The organism is Geobacter benzoatilyticus, from assembly GCF_017338855.1.
GTDB classification, from domain to species: domain Bacteria; phylum Desulfobacterota; class Desulfuromonadia; order Geobacterales; family Geobacteraceae; genus Geobacter; species Geobacter benzoatilyticus.
The window spans coordinates 1,162,860-1,183,713 of the sequence record NZ_CP071382.1; the positions used below are offsets into that span (position 1 = coordinate 1,162,860).

Sequence of the window (20,854 nt, forward strand, 5' to 3'; positions counted from 1 at the left end):
TCAATGGCGGAAACAAGACTTAAAGTACTGCTGATAGAGGATTCGGAGGATGATGCATTCCTTCTCCTGAAGGAACTGGAGCGGGGGGGGTATGCGGTTGAGTGTGAGCGGGTACAGACCGGCGCAGCCATGAAAAAGGCCCTTGCCGGCCGGGAGTGGGACATTGTCATCTCCGACTACCGGATGCCGCGCTTTTCCGCGCCGTTGGCCCTCAATACCCTCAAGGAAAGCGGTCTCGATCTTCCCTTCATAATTGTCTCGGGGAAAATAGCCGAGGACATGCTGGTGGATGCCATGCGGGCCGGTGCCAATGACTATTTCATGAAGGGGAATCTGTCGCGCCTGATTCCGGCCGTGGAGCGGGAGTTGCGGGAGGCGGCGGAGCGCCGTATCCGGCGCCGGGCCGAGCGGTCGATCCGCCAGGGGAAGATGGAATGGGAAGCGGCCTTCGATACCATCTCGGACCTGGTTCTTCTCACGGACCCCTACAACACGATCATCCGCTGCAACAAGCGGGTCATAGAATATTTCAACGCCACTTACAGCGACATTCTCAATCGGGATATTACCGAGCTCTTTTACGGAAAGCACCAGGCACCGGAAAGCATCTTCGACCAGTGCACCGACCCCAAAACAAATTGCTCCGATGTAAAATTTCCCATGTTAACCGGGTGGTACAAGGCGTGCTGTTTCCCCATGCACCCCACCGAACATGAACATGGTTTCGTCTATGTCGTTGAAGATGTGACCAATCGCAAGAAAATGGAAGAAGAGAAGGAGCTCACCACCCAGGAGCTGATCCAGAGCCGCCAGACCCTCCGGGAGAACCTGGAGGAGATGAAACGGGCCAACATGGAGCTGGGGCGCCTGAACGCCGCCAAGAATACCTTCATCGGCATGGCTTCCCATGAGCTGAAAACCCCCCTTACCTCGGTCATCGGGGGGCTCCAGTTCCTTCTCAAATACAGTGGACTGGAGATGACTCCCGAGCAGAAGGAGATGATGGAGTCCGTCTACGAGGGGGCGACCCAGCTTCGGGGCATCGTGGATGATCTCCTCTCCATTTCGCGGATCGAAACCAAGGGGTTTGCCGTCAACAAGCGGATGGTGAACCTTCTCAAACTCTGCGGCGAGGTGCGGCAGACCCTTCTTCTTCCCCTGTCGGAGCGCGATATCCAGGTAGCCATTGCCGAGGACACTTGCAGCGTGCCGGCTGACGAGGGTTTTTGCCGGCTCGTGACCCGCAATCTCCTGGAAAACGCCATCAAGTTCACCGCCGACGGGGGACGGATCACCATCAGCGGCGAGCTTGCCTCCCTGGACGACCTCCTCCCCCAGGCCGATTACCTCCGTCCCTTTTACCGGGAGTTCCCTGCCAATATCTCGGGGCATCCCGCCTTTTACCGGCTCGAAATCGCCGATACCGGAATCGGCATCCCCCCCGAGGAGCGGGTGCGGATCTTCGAGAAATTCTATGGCGTCGGCGACATCGCTTACCACTCTTCCGGCAGGACCGGCTTCATGTCAAAGGGGTCAGGGCTCGGCCTCTCCATCGTCAAGGGGATCATGGACGCCCATGGCGGCATGGTCTGGGTGAAGCCGGGGGAAAATGGCCGGGGTAGCGCGTTCTCGCTTCTTTTCCCCATGGACAACACCTGCATCATTCCCAATCGCAAGGAGGAGCGATAACTCCATGGCCTCGGCCCTCACTCTTCGCTCCATAACCAAGCACTTCGGCCCGCTTGCGGCCGTGGACTCCTTCTCGCTGGAAGTGGAGCAGGGGTCCATTTTCGCGCTTCTCGGCCCCAACGGCGCCGGCAAAACCACCATTATCCGGATACTTACCACCCTGCTTCGTCCCGATTCCGGCACGGCCCTGGTGGGGGGATTCGACGTCCAGCGGCAGGGGAAGGAGGTGCGGCGCCTCATCGGTGTCGTTCCCCAGGACAACAACCTCGACCGCTACCTCACCGCCCGGGAGAATCTGGTGATGCAGGCCCGGCTCCATGGCATGGGGGCTGCCGAGACCAGCCGGCGGGTGGACGAGCTTCTGGATCTGGTGGGGCTTGCCGGCAGGCGCAACGACTTTCCCGACACCTTCAGCGGCGGCATGCAGCGGCGCCTGGTGGTGGCCAGGGCACTGGTACACACCCCACGGGTCCTCTTTCTCGATGAACCCACCACCGGCCTCGACCCCCAGTCCCGCCGGGCCGTGTGGGAGTATGTCGAGTCCCTGAAGGATTCCATGACCATCTTTCTCACCACCCACTACATGGACGAGGCCGATGCCCTCTGCGACCGGATCGTCATCATGGACCACGGCAAGGCCCTGGTGGACGGGACCGCCGCCCAGCTCAAGGACAGGATGGCCCACGCCCACTGCTACGAGCTTCAGTTCCGGGCCAACACCGACCATTACGAATCGGTCCTGGCCGGTTTTCCCTTTGTCCGCTCACTCCAGCGCACCGGCGACCTCTTCCGCCTCTCCCTTGCCGGTGAGGAGAGCCTCAAGCCTCTGATGGATGCCATCGGCACCGAAGACATCCGCAAGATCTGCCTGCGGGAGCCGACCCTGGAGGATGTGTTCATCGAGCTGACGGGGCGGGAGGTGCGGGAATAATGTTGAAGGGCGCCTTTTCCATCTGGAAGCGGGACATGCTGGTACTCCGCCGCAGCCTCTTCTCGGAACTGGTGGCGGTGGTGGCCTCACCCCTCACCTTCTACCTTGCCTTCGGCTTCGGTTTGCGCGGCTACATCGCCGATGTGGAGGGGGTTCCCTACACCGTCTTCATGGCGCCCGGCCTCATCACCATGACGGCCGTTTCCGCCGCCTTCGACGAAAGCGCCTGGAGCATGTGGTTCCACCGCAAGGTGCAGCAGACCATCGAGGCCTACCGGGTTACCCCCATCACGGTCTACGACATCGTCATCGGCAAGATCATCTCCGGTTTCACCCAGGGAGCCCTCAAGGGGGTGGCGGTGGCTGCGGTCATCTTCCTCCTGACCGGAGTCCGCTTCGACCCGGCCCATCTGGCGGGATACCTGGCGTTCATCGTCCTCGGCTCCATGGTGTTTTCCTGCGCCGGTACCGTTTGCGGCACCATCCTCGACAAGCCCGAGACCATCGGCAAGGTCCAGGCGGTTATCATCATGCCGCTCATCTTCCTTTCCGGGGTTTTCTTTCCGGTATCTTCCTATCCCGAGTCCCTGAGAACCGCCGTCATGGCGATCCCCACAACCGCCCTCTTCGAGGGGTCGCGCCGGGCGCTTCTGACTGGCGGTTTCGACGGGAGCCTTATCTCAATCCTCGCCGTAACCGCCCTGGTTGCCTTTGCCGCAACGGTGGCCATCTTCAACCGGAAGATGGCGGAGTGAGGCGGCATTATGCGCAATCAAGCCGATTGACATCGTTTTGTTGATACTGGACTTTAATAGTCGGAAAAGTATAATATAGGAACGTTTACTGCTCCGGATGGACCGGATTGGGGGAAGGTATGTACAGAAAGCTTTGCCGGTTGACGATTGGTATATTTTCCGTTGCTGTATTGGCCGGATGCCCGTCCAGGGTGGAGCGCTATTCGCCGCGGATACCCGATTCGGCGGCACATCGGCAGGCGGTGCAGCAGAAAAACTGTCTGGAGTGCCATGAGGTGGCGTCGGTGCCCCACCATTCCAACAGCGACGATTGCACGAAGTGCCACATAATCTGCAGGGGGTGTTGAAATGAAGAAATTATTCTCCGTGGTGTGTGTCGTCCTTGCCCTGGCGGTTGCTGCCGGCTGCGGTCCGATCATCGGGCAGGCGATGCGTGCCACCAACGGCGTGAAGGCTTTCGAGTTTTCGGAAGGGAGTGCCGGAGATTTCCGCGCCGTGAAGCAGGTGCTCGTTTTCGCCCCCTTCGAGAAGGCTGAAGGGGCATACTTCATCTGCCGCGGAGAGGATGAGGCGAACCTGGCCTCGGAGCTCCAGAAGCAGGGGCTGTACACGACGGATTTCACCATGGAGCGGGAATACGGCAAAGGTCCCCAGACCTTGGCAGCCCTTCGGGCAAAAGCGCCTGAAGAAGTGCAGGATCAGCTGAAGCTCAAGTGGGCTCCCGATGCCATCCTTTCGGGCAAGATTCTGGAGCGTGACGAGAATGTGGCCCCCACCGTCGGCATGATCCAGGAGCTGAAGCTCAGGCTCGATCTCTACAACCTGCGGACAGGGAAATCGGCTTCGGTGGTTATCGGCATCAAGGAGCTCCACCAGCATACCATCGCTGAAATAGTCAAGGAGCTGAAGCGCCGTATAGACACGCCATAAAACAGATGTGCACGCAGGAACATAAACATAAGGAGGTGTGTTGTCATGAAAAAACGGTATGTGCCACCCCGTGTGGTGGGTAGTGCGTCAGTGCACCCCTGCTGACAGGGAGGCAAGGTCTGAAAGGGGCATCGGTGTCGGTGCCCCTTTTTTGATGGACACGCAGGGGCCGGCACCTGCCGCGGGACGGTGCCGGCAGGGAAACTGCTTGTGCTGCCTGCGTTATTCATAGTAGGATTTACAGGATTGCCACACGAAACGGAGAACCCATGGCCGAAGAATTCATTCCCAAGTGGGTTGCCTGGGAAACCACCCAGAAGTGCAACCTCAAGTGCGTCCACTGCCGCTGTTCCTCCGACCTGACCTCCTCCGAGGGTGATTTCACCACCGAGGAGGGAAAGAAGCTCCTGAAGGAGATTGCCGACTTCTCCAAGCCGGTCGTCGTCCTCTCCGGGGGCGAGCCCCTCATGCGCAAGGACATCTTCGAGCTGGCCGAGTACGGCACCTCCCTGGGGCTGCGCATGTGCATGGCCACCAACGGCGCCCTGGTCACCGACGATATCTGCCAGAAGATGCGGAAGGCCGACATCAAGATGGTATCCCTCTCCCTGGATGGCTCAACGGCCGCGGTCCACGACGACTTTCGCCAGTGCCCCGGCGCCTTCGAAGGGGTGGTGCGGGCCGCGGAGCTCTTCCGCAAGAACGGCCAGAAGTTCCTCATCAACTCTTCCTTCACCAAGCGGAACCAGCACGACATCGCCAACACCTTCAAGGTGGCCAAGGGGCTGGGCGCCACTGCCTGGTACATGTTCATGATCGTACCCACGGGGCGGGGCGAGGAGATCATGAACGAGCTCATCTCCAAGGAGGATTACGAGGAGATTCTGGAGTGGCACTACCAGCAGGAGAAGCTGGAGGACGAGATCCTCATGCGCCCCACCTGTGCCCCCCATTACTACCGGATGGTACCCATGCGGGCCAAGGAAGAGGGGGTGAAATTCGAGCGCCGCTCCCTCACCTTCTCCACCGGCGGCGGCAAGGGGTGCATCGCGGCCCAGACCATCTGCCTCATCGACTGCTTCGGCAACGTGAAGCCCTGCTCCTACTTCCATCGCACCGCCGGCAACGTGAAGGAGACCCCCTTCCGGGAGATTTGGGAGAACTCCGAGATCTTCAAGGACCTGCGCAACTTCAAGGCCTACAAGGGGAAGTGCGGCGAGTGCGAGTTCATCAACGTCTGCGGCGGCTGCCGAGCAAGGGCCGACGCGGTGTACGGGGACTATATGGCGGAGGAGCCGTTCTGCAATTATGTGCCGATACGCCTTCAGAAGAAGGCGTAGGGAGGAACGCGATATTTACGCCATCTTGGCGCCGTCCTCGAATCTCTCCTTGTGCGGCGTAGCGCTGCTACGCCTCCGCGGGAGCTTCTGCGGGTGCACCAATCTGACGCAAATCTCACGTTCCTGAGTTTTTGATCAAAATTCCAAAACAATTTCTCTGAGGAGGATTTTCAATGAACAATCGTTTTCTCGACGCCTGCTGGGGAAAGCCCGTTGACCGTACCCCGGTGTGGCTCATGCGCCAGGCCGGGCGCTACCTCCCCGAATACATGGCGGTGCGCTCCAAGTGCACCTTCCTGGAGCTCTGCAAGACCCCGGAGCTGGCTGCCGAGGTGACCATCCAGCCGGTGGACATCCTGGGGGTCGATGCGGCGATTCTCTTCTCCGATATTCTCACCCCGGTGGAGCCCATGGGGCTCAAGCTCGATTTCGTCCCCGGTCCGGTCTTCGAGAATCCGGTCCGCACCATGGCCGACGTGGAGCGGCTCAGGATTCCCAAGCCCGAGGAAGATGTCCCCTACGTCATCGATGCCATCAAGATCCTCCGCAACGAGCTGGCCGGCAAGGTTCCCCTCATCGGCTTCGGCGGGGCGCCGTTCACCCTCGCCTGCTACATGGTTGAGGGGAAGGGCTCCAAGGACTGGGCCACCATCAAGCGGATGATGTATGCTGCCCCCGAGGTCTATGCCGCCCTCATGGAGAAGGTGACCATGATGGACATGGAATACCTGAACGCCCAGATCAAGGCCGGCGCCCAGGCGATCCAGATATTCGACACCTGGGGCGGCGTCCTCTCCCCTGTGGACTACGAGCGGTTCGTCCTCCCCTACACCCAGAAGCTCATCAACGGCCTGGACCGCCAGAACACCCCGGTCATCCACTTCGTGAAGGGGTCCGGCACCATGCTGGACACCGTGCAGAAGGCCGGCGGCGACGTCATGGGGCTCGACTGGCATGTGAACCTGGGCAAGGCCCGTGAAGTTCTCGGCCCGAACATGGCGGTCCAGGGGAACCTGGATCCCACGGTCCTGTTTGCGCCGAAGGATGTTATAGAAGCCGAGGTGAAGCGGGTTCTGGACGAGAACGCGGGACGGCCCGGCCACATTTTCAACCTGGGGCACGGCATTCTCCCCACGGTGCCGCCGGAGAACGCCATCCACATGGTCGAGTGCGTGCACCGGCTGTCCCAGAAGTAAAAGAACCGGGAAAAGCAAAATTGGAAAGGGAAAAGGCAGCTCAGGTGGCTGCCTTTTCCTGTTTTCCGTTGAGAGAGGGTCCCATGGACGATCGCATTACTGACCTGGAAATCCACGTCACCCACCTGTCGCGCACAGTGCACGAACTGAATGATGTGGTCTACCGGCAGCAGCAGACCATCAGCCGGATGGAGGAGGAGTTGAAACTGCTCCGGGAGCAGCTTCAGGCCGCGGCGCCATCCATGGTGAGGGCGCCGGAGGACGAGGAGCCGCCCCCCCACTACTGAGCAGCGGGCTCAACATCGCCGGTTCTGCGGGATGCGTCTGTCTCGCCCCGCACGACAAAGTTTCCCTTTTTCATCCCCTGTACAAAAGCATCGACCACCAGGGGATCGAACTGGCTTCCCTTTGCCGCCACAATCTCTTCGAGGGCCGTTTTCCAGTCGAGGCCCCTGCGGTAGGGGCGGTCGGTGGTCATGGCGTCGAAGCTGTCCGCCACGGTGATGATCCGCGCCACCAGAGGAATCTCTTCGCCCCTGAGTCCGCCGGGGTAGCCCGATCCGTCGTAAAATTCATGGTGGTGGAGGATGGCGTCCATAACCGAGGAGAAAAAGCTGGAGGTGGAGATGATTTCCATTCCCTTGAGGGAGTGGGCCTGCATTATCCCGAACTCTTCCGGTGAGAGGGGGCCTTCCTTGCGGAGGATAGCGTCCGGGATGCCGATCTTGCCGATATCGTGGAGAATGGCCGCTATTTCAACTTTGGTGATGATCTCGGGTGCAAGGCCCATTTCACGGGCGATGCCGAGGGCGTAGCGGGCCACCCGGTCTATGTGGCCGCGGGTGTAGGAGTCCCTGGCCTCCACGGCTGCCGCCAGGGTCTTGAGGCCCGACTGGTAACCGTTGATTATCTGGTCGGTCATGGAGTTGAAGGCGGCGCCGAGGTTCTCCAGTTCGTCCCCCGTGGCTAGGGCGGCGCGGGCATTGTAGTTGCCGGCACTGAGCTTTGAGGCCACGGTGTGGAGATGGGCCACAGGCTTGAGCACCATCCGGCGCAGGAGTAGGTAAAGGGTGCCCATAACCACGGCCATTATCCCGAAGGCTGCCGAGGCATAGAGGATGCGCGCCTTGCCGATCTGCCGCTCCGCTTCATGGAGGGGAATGGTTACGCTCAGGCTGCCGCGGATATCGCCAAGCCGGTACCCCTGCCGCAGGTGGCACACAAGGCACGATTTTTCAACCACGAGGGGGATAACCCGTTGGTAGGCAGAATTGCTCCCCTCCTGCACGATGCCGGCTATTCCCCGCTTGCTGGCGTTGTAGCCCGACAGCTCAAACTGCCTGAGGGCCTGCGCCTCGAAGGGAGTCGGCGTATTGGCAGGGTTCAGGGGTCTGAGACTGGCAAGGTGAAAGCGGTAGAGCCCCTGGCGGTCCGCGTATTCGGAGAGCTTGCGGATTGCCAGGGCGGGGTTGTGGAAGACGTACTTCCGTCCCTCTTTATCGGTGATGCCGGAGCCGGGCAGATAGGGGTTCGGTTCCATGCCGGGCGATTGACGCAGGTAGATTCCTTCATGTTCCGATATCCAGGCCCGGGTAATGAGCACTTGCTGGAGCAAGGCCGTGCTTTGGCGATCCACGAGGTTGTAAATGGCCTCCTTGGACTGCTCGTACATGAAGAAAAAGAGGATGCCGAGCGTCACAAGCACGGTGGTGCCGACTGTTGTGAGGAACTTGCGGGTAAGAGCCATCCTGAAAGCCATGGGGCACTCTCTTTCCGGCACGTGGATCGTGTGTCTTACGAGTAACTATACACCAACCGTGCCGAAGTTCCCGCGGACGATTATTCTATTCCTCCTTGACCGTTCCAGGCTAATGGGGTATCTGGAAGAGAATGCCGCGAGGCCGGAGTTTATATCATTAATGAGGCGACCATGTCAGAAAAAACTGCCGTCCTTCTCCTTCAGATGGGGGGGCCCGATTCCCTGGAAGCCGTGGAGCCATTTCTCGTTAATCTTTTCACCGACCGGGACATTATCCGGATAGGGCCTTCCTTCCTGCAGCCGTTCATTGCCCGGCTCATCGCCAGGAAGCGTGCCCGCCCGGTGGAACGTAAATATGAGGAGATCGGTGGCAAGTCCCCCATTCGGGAACTGACGGAGGCCCAGGCTCAAGCCTTGGAAGAGGCCCTTGGGGAGGGATACCGCTGCTTTACGGCCATGCGCTACTGGAAACCCACCACGGTGGAGGCCCTGGCGGCCATCCGGCGGGAGGGGATCACCCGGATCATCGCTCTTTCCCTCTACCCCCACTACTCCCGGGCAACCACCGGCTCCAGCGTGAACGAGCTGAAGCGGGTCCTGGATCAGTCCGGCGCCGGCTTCGACATCACCTATGTGGACCGGTTCTACGACCACCCCCGCTACATCGAGGCCCTGGCCGAGAAAATAAAGGAGGGGCTCGACGACTTCCACCCCCTGGCCGAGGTACAGATTCTCTTTTCGGCCCACTCCCTTCCCCAATCATTCATTGACGAGGGGGACCCGTACCTCTCCCACATCGAGGAGACGGTGCGGCTTGTAATGGAGCGGTTCGAGGGGGTTACGTACCATCTGGCCTTCCAGTCCCGGGCCGGGCCGGTCAAGTGGCTGGAGCCCTCCACCGAGGAGATGCTGGAGCACCTGGCGGCCCACCAGGTGAAAAACCTCCTCATGGTCCCCCTCTCCTTCGTGTCGGACCACATCGAGACCCTCCACGAGATCGACATCGAGTACGCCATGCTGGCCCACAAGCTGGGGTACGCCAGGTTCCGGCGCTCTCCGTCCCTGAACTGCTCCCCGGCTTTCATCGACTGCCTGGCGGACCTGGTGCGGAATAAGCTAAAATAATTATCGATGATGTAAGGATGAAGTGTCATCGCCGCCGGATTTGGGTCAGATTCGGCCGTTCCCGCCCGAGGGAACCCGCAGGCGTAGCAGCGCTACGTCGAGGAGTGCCCGAGGAAGGGTCGGCCGAAGATGGCCCGAATCCGGCGGCGAGTCCCTCAGTGGGAGGTGTAGGGTTGTTGGCTCTTGGAAACCAGAAAATAGACTACGCCGAGGATGAGGAGCGTGCCGGCCAGGAACGCCTGGGTGGTGAGGGGGTCGTGGCGCAGGGTTGAGATGAGAATCTCCCGGATCATGGCCACGATGATGACGCCGATAAAAAAGAGGATGTTGAACCGGCCCCCCTTGAGGATCTTGACCTCGTTCTCCATGAGTTCGATCATCATCCAGAGAATGAGCAGCGAACCGAGGGCCGAGAGGATACCCTTCTCCACGTTACCCTGAAAGATGTGGCCGATATCCCAGACGAACAGCCCCACCACCGACAGGGAGAGCCCGGCCAGGGCCAGCACCAGGACCAGGTTCAGGCCGTGGGTGAAGCGTTCGGTTGCCTTGATGAGCTGGGATTCCAGGCGGCGGGAGAGGAAGAATTTCTTGAGTTCTTCCTGCTGGTACGAAGCGCTCATGATGTCGAGATTGATGTCGATGATCTTCTCGCAGGCGGCCCGCAGGCGTCGCCGCTCCTCGTGGCCGGGGAAGTTTTCCTGGAGCATTTCCACCACGAAGTGACGCACCAGATTCATGCCTACGTTCACGAAGTGGGCATTCAGTCCGACCCGGACGTGGGCAGAGCCGATCCTCTGGAGGGTGTTGAGGTACTGGTTGTCGTACGTGCCGGTGAAGAGTGACGAAAACCAGTCCCTGTGGGTCTTCTTCAGCTTCAGGAGGAAGTTCTCGTCTTTTATGTAGGTCGCCGTTTCGGGGATTCCCAGGAGGTAATCGTAGAACTCGTCGGCCATCCGGTCCATGTTGGCATCTGCAACGGGTTGGAGAGACCGCAGGAGCTCTGCGTCTTCGTCGGTGAAATAGTAGTGGTTCTTGATGTCCTGCATGGTAAGCATGAAGAGAACTCCTTTGTATAGTATCAGGGCAAGTATAGGTGAAACACGGCAGGATGCAATTTTGTAAACACGCTTGAACAGGTAAAGTCATGGACAATGAAGCAAAGATCTGCACGGTGTGCGGGATGGAGTTCGTTCCCGGAGAAGAGCGCTCCCTTTACGAGGAGGCGGGCGAATGGCTGGCGGCGGAGCTCTGGAACGACGCCGGCGCCCTCTGCCCGCAATGCCTGGACAACCGGGCGAAACTCGCCATGATGTACGTTATCGACAGGTGAATTGAATATGGAACAGACGACAATCGACGGGATTTCCCTTACTCTGGCCGGTCCAGTCCAGCTTTCCCTGAAATGGGTCGGGCAGGATGATCTCCTCCAGCAGCTCCTGGCTGCATGGATGGTCATCGACGACCGGGACATCCCCTTCAACCCCCGCCTCATCGGCAAGCCCGGCGTGGGGAAGACCACCCTCGCCTACGCGGCGGCACAGCGCCTGGGACGCCCCGTCTACCTCTTCCAGGCCACCATGGACACCCGCCCCGAGGACCTCATCATCACCCCGGTCATCGGCCCCGACGGGAAGATCCAGTACGCCGCGTCGTCCCTGGTTTCGGCCATGGTCAAGGGGGGGGTGCTCATCCTCGACGAGGGGAACCGCATGAGCGAGAAGGCGTGGGCTTCCCTGGCACCGCTCCTGGACGACCGGCGCTACGTGGAGTCCATCATCACTGGGCTGCGGGTGCCGGCCCACCGGGACTTCAGGATCGTGGTCACCATGAACGAGGATGCCTCCACCTTCGAGGTTCCCGAGTACATCCATTCCCGGCTCCAGCCCCAGATTTTCATCGACTTTCCCGAGGCCGACGAGGAGCTGATGATTCTCAGGGAGAATCTCCCCTTCGCCCCGACGCGGATACTCACGTACGTGGTCGATTTCCTCCAGCGGGCCCATGGGGCCGACGAGCTTTACTCGGTTCGCGACGGCATCAACATTGCCCGCTACGCTTTGAAGATGATAGCCGCCACCGGAAAGGACTCCGCCGAACTCCTCCCCCTGGCCGTGGAGAGGGTTTTGGGGGACGAGGCGCTGCGATACCTGAAATAATGAACGGGAATGGTCTGAAACCTTGGAAGGCGGGGTGAAACCGTGACGGGTGACGCACCGGCGAAGCGGGATTTCATCCGCCACGGTTTCAGGTTTTATGCTGCCGGGGTGATGCTTGGATACTAGTGGTCAGAAGAGGGTTTCGCCGGAATCCGGGAGTACGTCGTCCGCTCCGTAACCGTCCACATTCACGGACCCGGTGCCGTCTTTAAGTTGCAGCCGGTCCTGATCAGGGGTGGTCAGGCAGCTTCCGTCCTTCAGCCTGTCCTGGGTCGGTGTTGTCGTGGTGGTCAGCGTCTGGGATGCCAGGGGCACGCTTGTCGTGGTGAGACAGCTTCCGTCTTTCAGGCGGAGCTGGTCGAGATCACCTTTGCCCAAGGCGAAGGCCTCGCTGCCGATGGTCAGCCCACATGCCAAAGTCATTCCCCACACAGCCATTTTCCTACCGTCCATGGTGTATCCTCCTTGCGCGGAAATGATGCTGCTGCAGAGGAGCATCTCAAGCATCGTGCCAGAGGGGTTGTTTTGTTGTAATGATTTAATATTGTTTGGGTTTTCGCTTTGTGCCCCAGCCTTGAGGCCGTAAAAACAGTGCAGATTCTGCACGGCCCGGCTGTTTTTTGCACTTCCCCCGGAAAGAAAATCCCGCGGACAGGTGCCGGTGCAGGAAGGCTCGCCTGAAGATGTCGAGCCTTCTCCACCATTCGCTGCCGCGGGAATCCATGATCAGCTGACGTTTTTGCAATTATTGACTTTCCTGGGTCCGGGTCTGCGTCCTGATATGCTGCATGGTGCCGCTGCCGTCCTGGAGCTGTTCCTGATCCTGGGTCCGGGTCTGCGTTCTGGTTTGCTGCTTGGCGCCGCTGCCGTCCTTGATTTGCTTCCGATCCTGCGACATGGTCTTGGTCCTGCTTTGCTGCATGGTACCGCTGCCGTCTCTCAGCTGAGTCTGGCCTCCCCCCTGCCTTCCACCGCTCCCCCTGGCGAATGCCTCCGCGCCGAAGGAGAGCGCGCATGCCGCTACCAGTGCGTAAATTCCCAATTTCCTGTTGTTCATGATCTTCCTCCTTGAGAGTGCTGTGTTGTTCCTCGGAAAGAAGTATCTCAAGGACCATGCCAGCGGTTAGTCTGTTGTCAATATATTGATTTTTTGGGAAATTTACGGTTTGAGTTTAGTGGATGGGTGTCGCATCAGATGCAGTATTTGCACTACCAGAGCGATTCTTGCACCTTCAGTGAAGGGTGAACAGCTCGCCTCGGGTGGTGGTGGCGAAACCCCGTGCCGCCAAGAAATGAAGAGCCCTCGAGGGTTTTCCCCTCTCGGGCTCCGGTAGTCAACCGTGCTTTATGCGGCGTAGCGTAGCCTGAACCTGCTCGATGCCCACCGAATCATCGAAGCATCCCGTGCCGGCAAAGGGATCATAGTCCTTGATCTGGGCAATGAGTGTCTCGACCAGAGTGATGGTGTCCCGATACCTCTCCGGATTATCGGCAATGCCCAGGACATCCCCCAGGAGCCATGCCGGGAAATCTCCCACCAGGTTCTGCTGAACAGCAACGGTCCTGAGTTCCTCGAACGGGTCCATGGATTGCTCCTTACTTGCCTGGGGCGCAGAGCTCCGCCACGGTGGCAACGATTTCGCCGAAGGCCTTGGCCGCGGGAGAGGCTGCCTGATGCTCCACGAAGGGGGCGCCTGCATCGCCGGCGCTGACCATGGCCGGGTCCAGCGGTATCCTCCCCAGGAACGGCACATTCATTTCGTCGGCCATCCTGCTTCCGCCGCCGCTTTTGAAGATGTCCACGCTTTCGCCGCAGTGGGGGCAGACAAAACCACTCATGTTCTCGACGACCCCGAGCACCGGCAGATTCATCTGCCGGCAGAAAGTGACCGATTTGCGCACGTCGGTGAGGGCTACATCCTGGGGGGTGGTGACGATGATGGCGCCTTCGGCCCCATCCAGAAGCTGGATGACCGACAGGGGTTCGTCGCCGGTGCCTGGGGGGCAATCGACGATGAGGTAGTCCAGGTCCCCCCACTCCACGGCGGCCAGAAACTGCTTGATGACGCCGTGCTTGGCCGGTCCCCGCCAGACCACCGCCTCCGACTGGTTGCGGAGCAGGAGCCCCACCGACATGACCTTGAGGTTTTCGCTGTAGGCCACCGGCTCGATCCGGCCACCGGCGGAGGCGGGGAGCTTCCCTTCGATGCCGAGCATGGTCGGGATGCTCGGACCGTGGAGATCCACGTCGAGAAGCCCCGTCTTTTTCCCCTGGAGGGATAGAGATACGGCCAGATTTGCGGCCACGGAGCTCTTGCCCACACCACCTTTGCCCGACAGGACCACGATCTTGTTCCGGATTCCGAAGAGGGTTTCCTGCAGGTCGATCTGCTCCTTGAGCTTGTATAGCTCTTCGGTCTGTTCCCTGCTGCACGATTTCTGCGTCACCTTTTCTCCCAGCTGTACATCACTCACGTAAATCCTCCCTGTTGCAGTAGTTAATCTCTTTGTGTCCAGTCCATTAATTTATTCCACAGGTGAAGTCTCCCCCGCAACCGTGGACCGGTATTGTTCAACGGCCGCATGGAGGGCCGATGCAGCCATGTTGGAGCAGTGCATTTTTTCCTCGGGAAGCCCGTCCAGGGCAGAGGCTATGGCCTGGTCGTCAAGGGCCAGCACCTCGTCGAGACCCTTCCCCATGACCAGTTCCGTGGCCACCGACGAGGTGGCGATTGCCGCGCCGCATCCCTTGATAAGAAACTTGACGTTGCGGATAACCTCCCCCTCGATTTTCAGGAAGAAAAGGACCGCATCGCCGCAGTCGGGGTCGCCGGCCTGAACCACCACGTTGGCGTCATCCAGCGAGCCGACGTTACGGGGGTTGCGGACATGGTCCCTGACCTTCTCCGAGTAAAATTCAGACATTGCAGTTTCCTTTCTCCTGTGGGCATTCCGGAGTAGTTGCATTGCCTCGGCCGGACTCTTCGCCGGGAAGATCACCGGCAATCGCCAGAGCTTTTTGCCCCACCAGGGCGTCGATGACCTTTTTCCGCCCCTGGGCCAGGAGTCTCTGAACAGTTCCGCGGGAGACCCCCATCATCTCGCCGGCCCGTTCCTGGTTCAGATCCCGGCCGTCGCAGAGGTAGAGGGCCTCCAGTTCGTCATGTTCAAGGCTGATGACTTCCATATCCATGAGGGGGGTACCGGCGGGTTTGAAGACGTGCCCCAGCTTCTCCCTTAGGGGACAAATGCAGTTGCGGTGTTTCTTTTTGCGCGGCGACATGGGTCAGGTCCCGTGCCTAATGGGCGCAGCCGTGACCGTGGCTGTGGCCGCCGCAGGTCTGCGGTGCGATTTCCTGGAACGCTCCGCTCTTGAACAGGTCAACATTTTCTCCCACGGTGGCCGCCTGGGAGCAGAACACCCGGATCTGTGCCCGGTTCAGCATGGTAAGGGCGCCGGCGCCGATGCCACCCACCACAACCGCGTCGATGGGATTGCCGGCCAGTGCCCTCAGGGGACTGCACGCTCCGTGGGTATGCTGCTTGTCGCCGTTGTTGATGGAAAGGGTCGCGCCGGTTTCTGTGTCCACCACGATGAAACGCTGGGCTGAACCAAAATGGTTGTAAACCTTGCTGGCCAGACCGTCGTCGGTTGCCACCGGAAAACAGATTTTCATGGGAAAACCTCCTGTTTGATATTGTGCATATGCACAGTAAAACATTCTGAAAACTGTATGTCAAGGGATTTTAATATTATCTGTTTGACTGTCTTGACTCAGGTCAAGACGTGGGTTTGCCTGATCGATTAAGATATCATCGCCGAGTCGCGGCAAATCCCCTCTATGGACTCTGAACGGGGAGCGATCATTTCACACTGAAAGGTTCTTCAATGCGCAACTCACACTCCGGAATCATTTCATTTTTTCTGATGTCTATTCTTCTCCTGCCCATCACTGCCGGGGCAATTCCGACAATAAACTGCCACTGCTTCACCGACCGCTCCTACGATCCCGCAAGGCCGACGGTGGCCGACCCATATTTCCTGGCCACCACCCAGAATTCATTTTTCGCTGCCGTTTTCGGCGTCGAGAAAAAATCGATCGTGATGAAGAAGCAGAAGGGAACCTCGGCGGATGACCTCTGGGTTGCCTACGGGATTGCCTCCAAATCCGGGACGACCCCGGAATCACTGCTGGATGCGAAACAGTCGGGCAAGTCGTGGCAGGACGTTGTCGCCGCCCAGGGGATCTCCCCCCGGTCCCTGGGCTCCACCTTCGCCGGGGTGCTGGCCGCAAAGGCCCCGGCATCGGGCCTCGCCGCGGCAGCGGTAGATGAGCTGCTTCTTCGTTACCGGCTGCTGAGCAATGGGGAGTTGACGGGAATGCGCAAAGGGGGTGCTTCGAACCAGGAAATGATTATTGCATCCCTCATTGCCCGGAAAACGAAGCGACCGGCGCCCCGGATCCTGCGCGACGCCAAAGATGGGGGGAAGAGCTGGGGGGCGCTTCTGCAGCAGGCGCGGATCGATGCGACCGACATGGAGGGGGAGGTCGCCCGGCTCTTGAAACGGTGATGGGACTCGACCATGATTAACGGTTGACGGATGTTCTCTTGCCCAAGTATTATGTGAATGAATATTCGCATGAGGATTGATATGCTGCCGAAGAAAAGTACACGCATACGCAAGGAGGAGATCGTCCAGGCGGCCATTCAGGTCATCGGCGCCCAGGGGGTGAACTCTCTTACGATTGCCGCCATCGCCGGCCGGGCCGGCATGAGCGAGGCCAACATCTACCGGCATTTCGGCGGCAAGCAGGAGATCCTCTCTGCCCTGGCTGATTTCATCGGCACCGAGGTCATGGGGAAGGCGGCGGCCATTGCAGGGGGGAGCGGCCCCCCCCTGGAGAAACTTAGGGCCATCTTCTTCTCCCATGTTTCGTTGATAGCGGAGCTTCCGGGGATTCCACGCTTCATCTTCTCCGACGAGGTTCATCTCGGCGACCGGGAACTCTCCCGAGTCATCGCCCAGCGCATGGCCGGCTATGTGGAAACCCTCGCCGGCATCATTGCGGCCGGCATTGCCGAAGGGGAAATCAGGAATTCCCTTGCGCCGCGGGAGACGGCCCTGACCATGCTGGGGATGATCCAATTCACCGCCCTCCGCTGGACCGTCGCCGGCACATCCTTCGACATCCGTGATGAAGCCAAAAAACTCTGGGATAACTTCATGCACCTGATTCGCTGATTTTTTTTGTGCATGATGTGAGTATTTATTCGCTTAACATTCTAAATGTGGAATGAAAAGGACCCCTCCATGAAGATGACCATGGCACTTGGCCTGATCCTCATTCTGTCCGCAAAGCTCCATGCAGCAGAACTTCTGACCATGGATGAAGCCGTAGCCACCGCCCTGAAAAGCCACCCCCTCGCCATTGAGGCCAATGAGAACGTCTCCGCCGCTGAGGCGCGGGCGGGGCAGGCCGTTGCCGGTTATTACCCCGGCATCGCCATTGCCGCTGACTGGAGCAAAGGGCGCTCCTATCTCACCCCCCTTGAGAGCGTAAAGGCCACGGAGGTGCACACCGATGCCCTCTACCTCCGGCAGACCATTTACGATTTCGGCCGAACTGCCGGGGCGGTGGAGGCTGCGCGCGAAAATCGCAGGGCTGCCGCCGCGTCCAGGGAGGTAACCCGCCAGGACGTGGCTTTTCGTGCCAGGCTTGCCTATTACCTGCTGCTGGCCGCCGAGAAACAGGTGGCTGCCACCAGGGAAACCGTTGCAGCCAGGGAGGCGGTGTTCCGGCAGGCCCGGGAGTTTTTCAACCAGGGGATCAGGGCGAAGGTGGACGTTGCCAGGGCCGAGGCAAGCTTCTACGAGGCGCGAACCGCCCTAATCCGTGCCGAAAGCAACCGGGAAATCGGCCGGGTCGAACTGGCAAACGCCATGGGGGTCTCCTCCCTTGACGGTCGGGTGCTTGCGGAGCCCGCCGCTTTTGCCGCTCCTCTGCCCGGCCTGGAGGAGAGCCTGCGTGCCGCCTTTGCCGCCCGGGCCGAGCTCAGGGAGTACGCCGCCCTGAGAAATGCGGCTGAGGCCGGCGTTAAAACCGCCCGAAGCGGCCATTATCCCATCCTCTCTGGGACGGCGAGCATCGGCTATGCCGACAGCACATTCCCTCCCGGCGGCGATGTATGGGCAGTGGGGGTGAATCTCACCGTACCGGTATTCTCCGGTTTTTCCACCGTTGAGAAGGGGAAGGAGGCCCGTGCTTTGCTGCGGGCCGCGGATGCCCGGCAGAGCAACCTGAAACTGCGCATCGCCAATGAGGTGGAGTCCGCCTGGCTCAGCGCCGGGGACGCAGCGGCCCGCAGCGAATCGACGGAAAAGGAGGTGGCGGCCGCCGCCGAGAGCCGGGATCTCGCCGTTGGGCGCTACCGGGAGGGGGTGGGGAGCATCATCGAGGTGACCGACGCCCAGTCCCAGGCACTGAATGCCGAAACGGCCCGCATCCAGGCCGGATACGACTACCATGCCGCCCTGGCCCGTCTAGACCGGGCAGTGGGTAAAGAATAACCACAGCAATCTCCGAGGAGAGAATCATGAACCTGCGCACAATGCCGGCACGCATCAAAAAGAGCCTGGTTTGGGCCGCCATCGCCGTGGCCGTTGCCATCCTGCTCAAGATGACCATCCTTGCCCCGCCGAAGGTCACAACGGTGAAGGTTGAGAAACGGGACCTGGTTGCCCAGGTCTACGGCAACGGCACCGTCGAGGCCAAAGTGGTGGTGGGGATATCCAGCAAAATCACCGGCCGGATTGTCGAACTCTATGCGGACCAGGGGGACGCGGTGAAGCGGGGACAGCTCCTGGCGCGGCTCGAAAACGATGATTTCCTCCAGCAGCAGCGCCAGTCGGAGTCGGCGGTTACCAAGGCGGCCGCCAACATCGGCGTAGAAGAGGCCGCTCTCCGTAAGGCCCGGGCCAATTCCGAACTGGCGGAGAAAAATGCCCGGCGTTTCAGGACCCTGGCGGATAAAAATCTTGTTTCCCAGCAGGAGTCGGAGCAGTACGAGAACAACTACCGGGTCTCCCGGGAAGAGGAAGCCCGCAGCTCCGCGGCGCTGGCCGCGGCCAGGATGGAGCATCAGGCCGGCCGCGCGGGGCTGGGCGTTGCCCGCAGCCGGGTGGCGGATACCCTCATATATGCGCCACAGGATGGGATCATCATCTCCCGTGACCTTGAGAAAGGAGCGACGGTGACGCCCGGCCTCGCAATTTTCACCCTTGCCGATCCCGCCACGGTCTGGGTGAAGGCCAATGTGGACGAATCCCGGCTCAGGGGGGTCGCAGTCGGCAAAAAGGCCGTCATCACCCTCCGCTCGGCCCCCGGCGAACAGTTTGCCGGGCGGGTTGCCCGTATCGGCCGGGAGAGCGACCGGGTGACCGAAGAGCTGGAGGTGGACGTGGCCTTTACGTTGCCGCTGCAACACTTCCGCCTCGGGGAGCAGTCCGAGGTGTATATAGTTACGGAAGAAGGAAAGAGAGCCCTTTCCATCCCGGCAGGGGCCATAGCCTTCCGGGGTGGGAAACGGGGAGTGTTCGTCGCGGCCGGCGGCAGGCTGAAGTTCAGGGAAATTGCGGTGGGTATCGAGGACCGGCGCAACCTTGCGGAGGTGCGCAGCGGCCTGGACGGGAGCGAGCGGATTGCCCTGGCTCCCCCGGCGGAAATGGCAAAATTCACGGACGGTATGAAGGTGAGGACCGCGCCATGAACCTGGCCATCCGGGACATCCGTTACCACCGGGGGCGCTTCGTCCTCACCACCATCGGGCTGGGGCTCCTCCTCGGCGTAGTCATCAGCATGGGGGGAATCTACCGGGGGCTCATCGCCGACGCCCTCTCCATAAGCCGTGCCACCGGCGCCGACCTCTGGGTGGTGCAGCAGGATACGAGCGGCCCCTTTGCGGCCATCTCCCGCATTCCCGAGGACATCCGCTACCGGATCATGGCAGTCCCCGGCGTGGCCGAGGCCTCACCCCTCTCCTTCCAGACCATCCAGATCGATCGGCACGGCAAGCCGTTCCGTTTCTTCCTCGTCGGCCATGACCTGAACGGCCTGGGGGGGCCCCCCGAAATCATCGCCGGGCGGGGAATCCGCCAGAAGCACTACGAGATGGTGGCGGCCCGGGGGATGAAGATGGAGCTGGGGGAGACGATCCGCCTGGGGCTCCACGACTACACCGTGGTCGGCATCACCGGGAAGATGGTCTCCTCCTCCGGCGATCCCGCGGCCTATGTGAGCCTGGCCGACGCCCAGGATATCCAGTTCAAGTATGACAACGACGCCGTCCGCAACCAGCGGGAGCGGATCAATGCCCGCCTGGCCGGCATCCCCGCCCTCTCGCTTCCCCAGGCGAAGACCCTCCGGGAAAACGTGGCGGCCCTGACGGAATCGACCCACACGGTGAACACGGTGGTGGCGCGCCTTGCGGCCGGGGCGAACCTGGAGGAAGTCCAGGGGCGGATCGGGCGCTGGAACCACTTCCGGGCCATCTCCAACGAAGAGCAGACAGAGATCCTCGCCAAGGGGATGATCGAGAAGGCCCGGATGCAACTGGGGCTCTTCCGGCTCATCCTGCTCATCATCTCGGCGGTCATCATCTCCCTCATCATCTATACCTCCACCATCGACAAGATCCGGGTCATCGCTACGCTCAAGCTGATCGGCGCCCAGAACCGCGTCATCGTCGGGATGATCCTCCAGCAGTCGCTCCTCATGGGGGTCATGGCCTACGCCATCGGCTACGGCATCATCTCGCTCACCTACGACAAATTTCCGCGCCGGGTGGAACTGCTCGCCGGGGACCTGAGGGCCCTGTTCGTGATTGTCGTCGTCATCTGCGTCATTTCGAGTTTCGTGGGTATCCGCAAGGCCCTGAGGGTGGAGCCGGCCGCGGCCTTGGGAGGATAGA

At 60.5% G+C, this 20,854-nt stretch carries 25 protein-coding genes; 16 read left to right on the top strand and 9 right to left on the bottom strand.

What is annotated here, in order from left to right:
* The first annotated feature begins 3 nt into the window (after nt 1–3).
* The 8 genes from JZM60_RS05520 (at nt 4) to JZM60_RS05555 (ending at nt 7,128) form a co-directional block, all read left to right on the top strand.
* Nucleotides 4–1,689, top strand: a complete 1,686-nt coding sequence (locus tag JZM60_RS05520; RefSeq protein WP_207164510.1) for a hybrid sensor histidine kinase/response regulator — start codon at nt 4–6, stop codon at nt 1,687–1,689.
* 4 nt (nt 1,690–1,693) lie between these two features.
* Nucleotides 1,694–2,620, top strand: coding sequence for an ABC transporter ATP-binding protein (locus JZM60_RS05525; protein WP_207164511.1), 927 nt, complete (start codon nt 1,694–1,696; stop codon nt 2,618–2,620).
* Nucleotides 2,620–3,375 carry an ABC transporter permease gene (locus tag JZM60_RS05530; RefSeq protein ID WP_207164512.1) on the top strand — a complete coding sequence of 252 codons (756 nt, stop codon included), beginning with the start codon at nt 2,620–2,622 and terminating at the stop codon, nt 3,373–3,375. The genes JZM60_RS05525 and JZM60_RS05530 overlap by 1 nt, the downstream gene beginning before the upstream one ends.
* Before the next feature lie 119 nt (nt 3,376–3,494).
* Nucleotides 3,495–3,722: a hypothetical protein gene (locus JZM60_RS05535; RefSeq protein ID WP_207164513.1), complete on the top strand. Its 228-nt coding sequence runs from the start codon at nt 3,495–3,497 to the stop codon at nt 3,720–3,722.
* A gap of 1 nt (nt 3,723) precedes the next feature.
* Nucleotides 3,724–4,305 carry a hypothetical protein gene (locus tag JZM60_RS05540; protein WP_207164514.1) on the top strand — a complete coding sequence of 194 codons (582 nt, stop codon included), beginning with the start codon at nt 3,724–3,726 and terminating at the stop codon, nt 4,303–4,305.
* 269 nt (nt 4,306–4,574) lie between these two features.
* On the top strand, nt 4,575–5,645 hold the full coding sequence (locus tag JZM60_RS05545; protein ID WP_207164515.1) for a radical SAM/SPASM domain-containing protein: 1,071 nt from the start codon (nt 4,575–4,577) through the stop codon (nt 5,643–5,645).
* A 173-nt stretch (nt 5,646–5,818) separates the two neighbouring features.
* The gene (gene hemE, locus JZM60_RS05550) at nt 5,819–6,841 is read left to right on the top strand and encodes a uroporphyrinogen decarboxylase (RefSeq protein ID WP_207164516.1); all 1,023 of its coding nucleotides are present in this window, start codon (nt 5,819–5,821) and stop codon (nt 6,839–6,841) included.
* 83 nt (nt 6,842–6,924) lie between these two features.
* Nucleotides 6,925–7,128: a SlyX family protein gene (locus tag JZM60_RS05555; RefSeq protein ID WP_207164517.1), complete on the top strand. Its 204-nt coding sequence runs from the start codon at nt 6,925–6,927 to the stop codon at nt 7,126–7,128.
* Here JZM60_RS05555 and JZM60_RS05560 read toward each other — a convergent pair.
* The gene (locus JZM60_RS05560; RefSeq protein WP_207164518.1) at nt 7,122–8,600 is read right to left on the bottom strand and encodes an HD domain-containing phosphohydrolase; all 1,479 of its coding nucleotides are present in this window, start codon (nt 8,598–8,600) and stop codon (nt 7,122–7,124) included. The two genes, JZM60_RS05555 and JZM60_RS05560, sit on opposite strands and share 7 nt — an antisense overlap.
* Nucleotides 8,601–8,771: 171 nt before the next feature.
* Here JZM60_RS05560 and hemH point away from each other — a divergent pair, with 171 nt between their 5' ends.
* A complete protein-coding gene (gene hemH, locus JZM60_RS05565) occupies nt 8,772–9,725 on the top strand; it encodes a ferrochelatase (RefSeq protein WP_207164519.1) in 954 nt (317 codons plus the stop codon).
* A 155-nt stretch (nt 9,726–9,880) separates the two neighbouring features.
* Here the strand turns inward: hemH and JZM60_RS05570 are convergent, their stop codons facing one another.
* Complete coding sequence (locus JZM60_RS05570) at nt 9,881–10,783, bottom strand: protoglobin domain-containing protein (RefSeq protein WP_207164520.1); 903 nt, start codon at nt 10,781–10,783, stop codon at nt 9,881–9,883.
* An 89-nt stretch (nt 10,784–10,872) separates the two neighbouring features.
* On the opposite strand from JZM60_RS05570, the gene JZM60_RS05575 reads away from it, so the two are divergent.
* Both JZM60_RS05575 and JZM60_RS05580 read left to right on the top strand, forming a co-directional pair.
* Nucleotides 10,873–11,058, top strand: a complete 186-nt coding sequence (locus JZM60_RS05575; protein WP_207164521.1) for a hypothetical protein — start codon at nt 10,873–10,875, stop codon at nt 11,056–11,058.
* 7 nt (nt 11,059–11,065) lie between these two features.
* A complete protein-coding gene (locus JZM60_RS05580) occupies nt 11,066–11,884 on the top strand; it encodes an AAA family ATPase (RefSeq protein ID WP_207164522.1) in 819 nt (272 codons plus the stop codon).
* A gap of 129 nt (nt 11,885–12,013) precedes the next feature.
* On the opposite strand, the gene JZM60_RS05585 is transcribed toward JZM60_RS05580, so the two are convergent.
* The 7 genes from JZM60_RS05585 to JZM60_RS05615 form a co-directional block, all read right to left on the bottom strand.
* Nucleotides 12,014–12,337: a hypothetical protein gene (locus JZM60_RS05585; RefSeq protein WP_207164523.1), complete on the bottom strand. Its 324-nt coding sequence runs from the start codon at nt 12,335–12,337 to the stop codon at nt 12,014–12,016.
* A 292-nt stretch (nt 12,338–12,629) separates the two neighbouring features.
* Nucleotides 12,630–12,941, bottom strand: coding sequence for a hypothetical protein (locus JZM60_RS05590; protein WP_207164524.1), 312 nt, complete (start codon nt 12,939–12,941; stop codon nt 12,630–12,632).
* A 277-nt stretch (nt 12,942–13,218) separates the two neighbouring features.
* The gene (locus tag JZM60_RS05595) at nt 13,219–13,470 is read right to left on the bottom strand and encodes a GSU3529 family protein (protein ID WP_207164525.1); all 252 of its coding nucleotides are present in this window, start codon (nt 13,468–13,470) and stop codon (nt 13,219–13,221) included.
* Nucleotides 13,471–13,480: 10 nt separating this feature from the next.
* Nucleotides 13,481–14,359 (bottom strand): Mrp/NBP35 family ATP-binding protein, encoded by an 879-nt coding sequence (locus tag JZM60_RS05600; RefSeq protein WP_241426380.1) that lies wholly within the window; start codon nt 14,357–14,359, stop codon nt 13,481–13,483.
* A 51-nt stretch (nt 14,360–14,410) separates the two neighbouring features.
* Complete coding sequence (locus tag JZM60_RS05605; protein ID WP_207164526.1) at nt 14,411–14,809, bottom strand: iron-sulfur cluster assembly scaffold protein; 399 nt, start codon at nt 14,807–14,809, stop codon at nt 14,411–14,413.
* Nucleotides 14,802–15,167, bottom strand: coding sequence for a DUF134 domain-containing protein (locus tag JZM60_RS05610; protein ID WP_207164527.1), 366 nt, complete (start codon nt 15,165–15,167; stop codon nt 14,802–14,804). Before JZM60_RS05610 ends, JZM60_RS05605 begins: the two co-directional genes overlap by 8 nt.
* Before the next feature lie 16 nt (nt 15,168–15,183).
* Nucleotides 15,184–15,561 carry a NifB/NifX family molybdenum-iron cluster-binding protein gene (locus JZM60_RS05615; RefSeq protein ID WP_207164528.1) on the bottom strand — a complete coding sequence of 126 codons (378 nt, stop codon included), beginning with the start codon at nt 15,559–15,561 and terminating at the stop codon, nt 15,184–15,186.
* A gap of 251 nt (nt 15,562–15,812) precedes the next feature.
* Here JZM60_RS05615 and JZM60_RS05620 point away from each other — a divergent pair, with 251 nt between their 5' ends.
* The 5 genes from JZM60_RS05620 to JZM60_RS05640 are packed head-to-tail and all read left to right on the top strand — an operon-like array spanning nt 15,813 to nt 20,853.
* On the top strand, nt 15,813–16,457 hold the full coding sequence (locus JZM60_RS05620; RefSeq protein ID WP_241426381.1) for a hypothetical protein: 645 nt from the start codon (nt 15,813–15,815) through the stop codon (nt 16,455–16,457).
* Between the two features lie 57 nt (nt 16,458–16,514).
* Nucleotides 16,515–17,129: a TetR/AcrR family transcriptional regulator gene (locus JZM60_RS05625; RefSeq protein WP_338148867.1), complete on the top strand. Its 615-nt coding sequence runs from the start codon at nt 16,515–16,517 to the stop codon at nt 17,127–17,129.
* A 45-nt stretch (nt 17,130–17,174) separates the two neighbouring features.
* Nucleotides 17,175–18,455 carry a TolC family protein gene (locus JZM60_RS05630; RefSeq protein ID WP_241426382.1) on the top strand — a complete coding sequence of 427 codons (1,281 nt, stop codon included), beginning with the start codon at nt 17,175–17,177 and terminating at the stop codon, nt 18,453–18,455.
* Nucleotides 18,456–18,481: 26 nt separating this feature from the next.
* The gene (locus tag JZM60_RS05635) at nt 18,482–19,654 is read left to right on the top strand and encodes an efflux RND transporter periplasmic adaptor subunit (RefSeq protein WP_207164530.1); all 1,173 of its coding nucleotides are present in this window, start codon (nt 18,482–18,484) and stop codon (nt 19,652–19,654) included.
* On the top strand, nt 19,651–20,853 hold the full coding sequence (locus JZM60_RS05640; RefSeq protein WP_207164531.1) for an ABC transporter permease: 1,203 nt from the start codon (nt 19,651–19,653) through the stop codon (nt 20,851–20,853). The genes JZM60_RS05635 and JZM60_RS05640 overlap by 4 nt, the downstream gene beginning before the upstream one ends.
* Nucleotide 20,854: the final 1 nt, after the last annotated feature.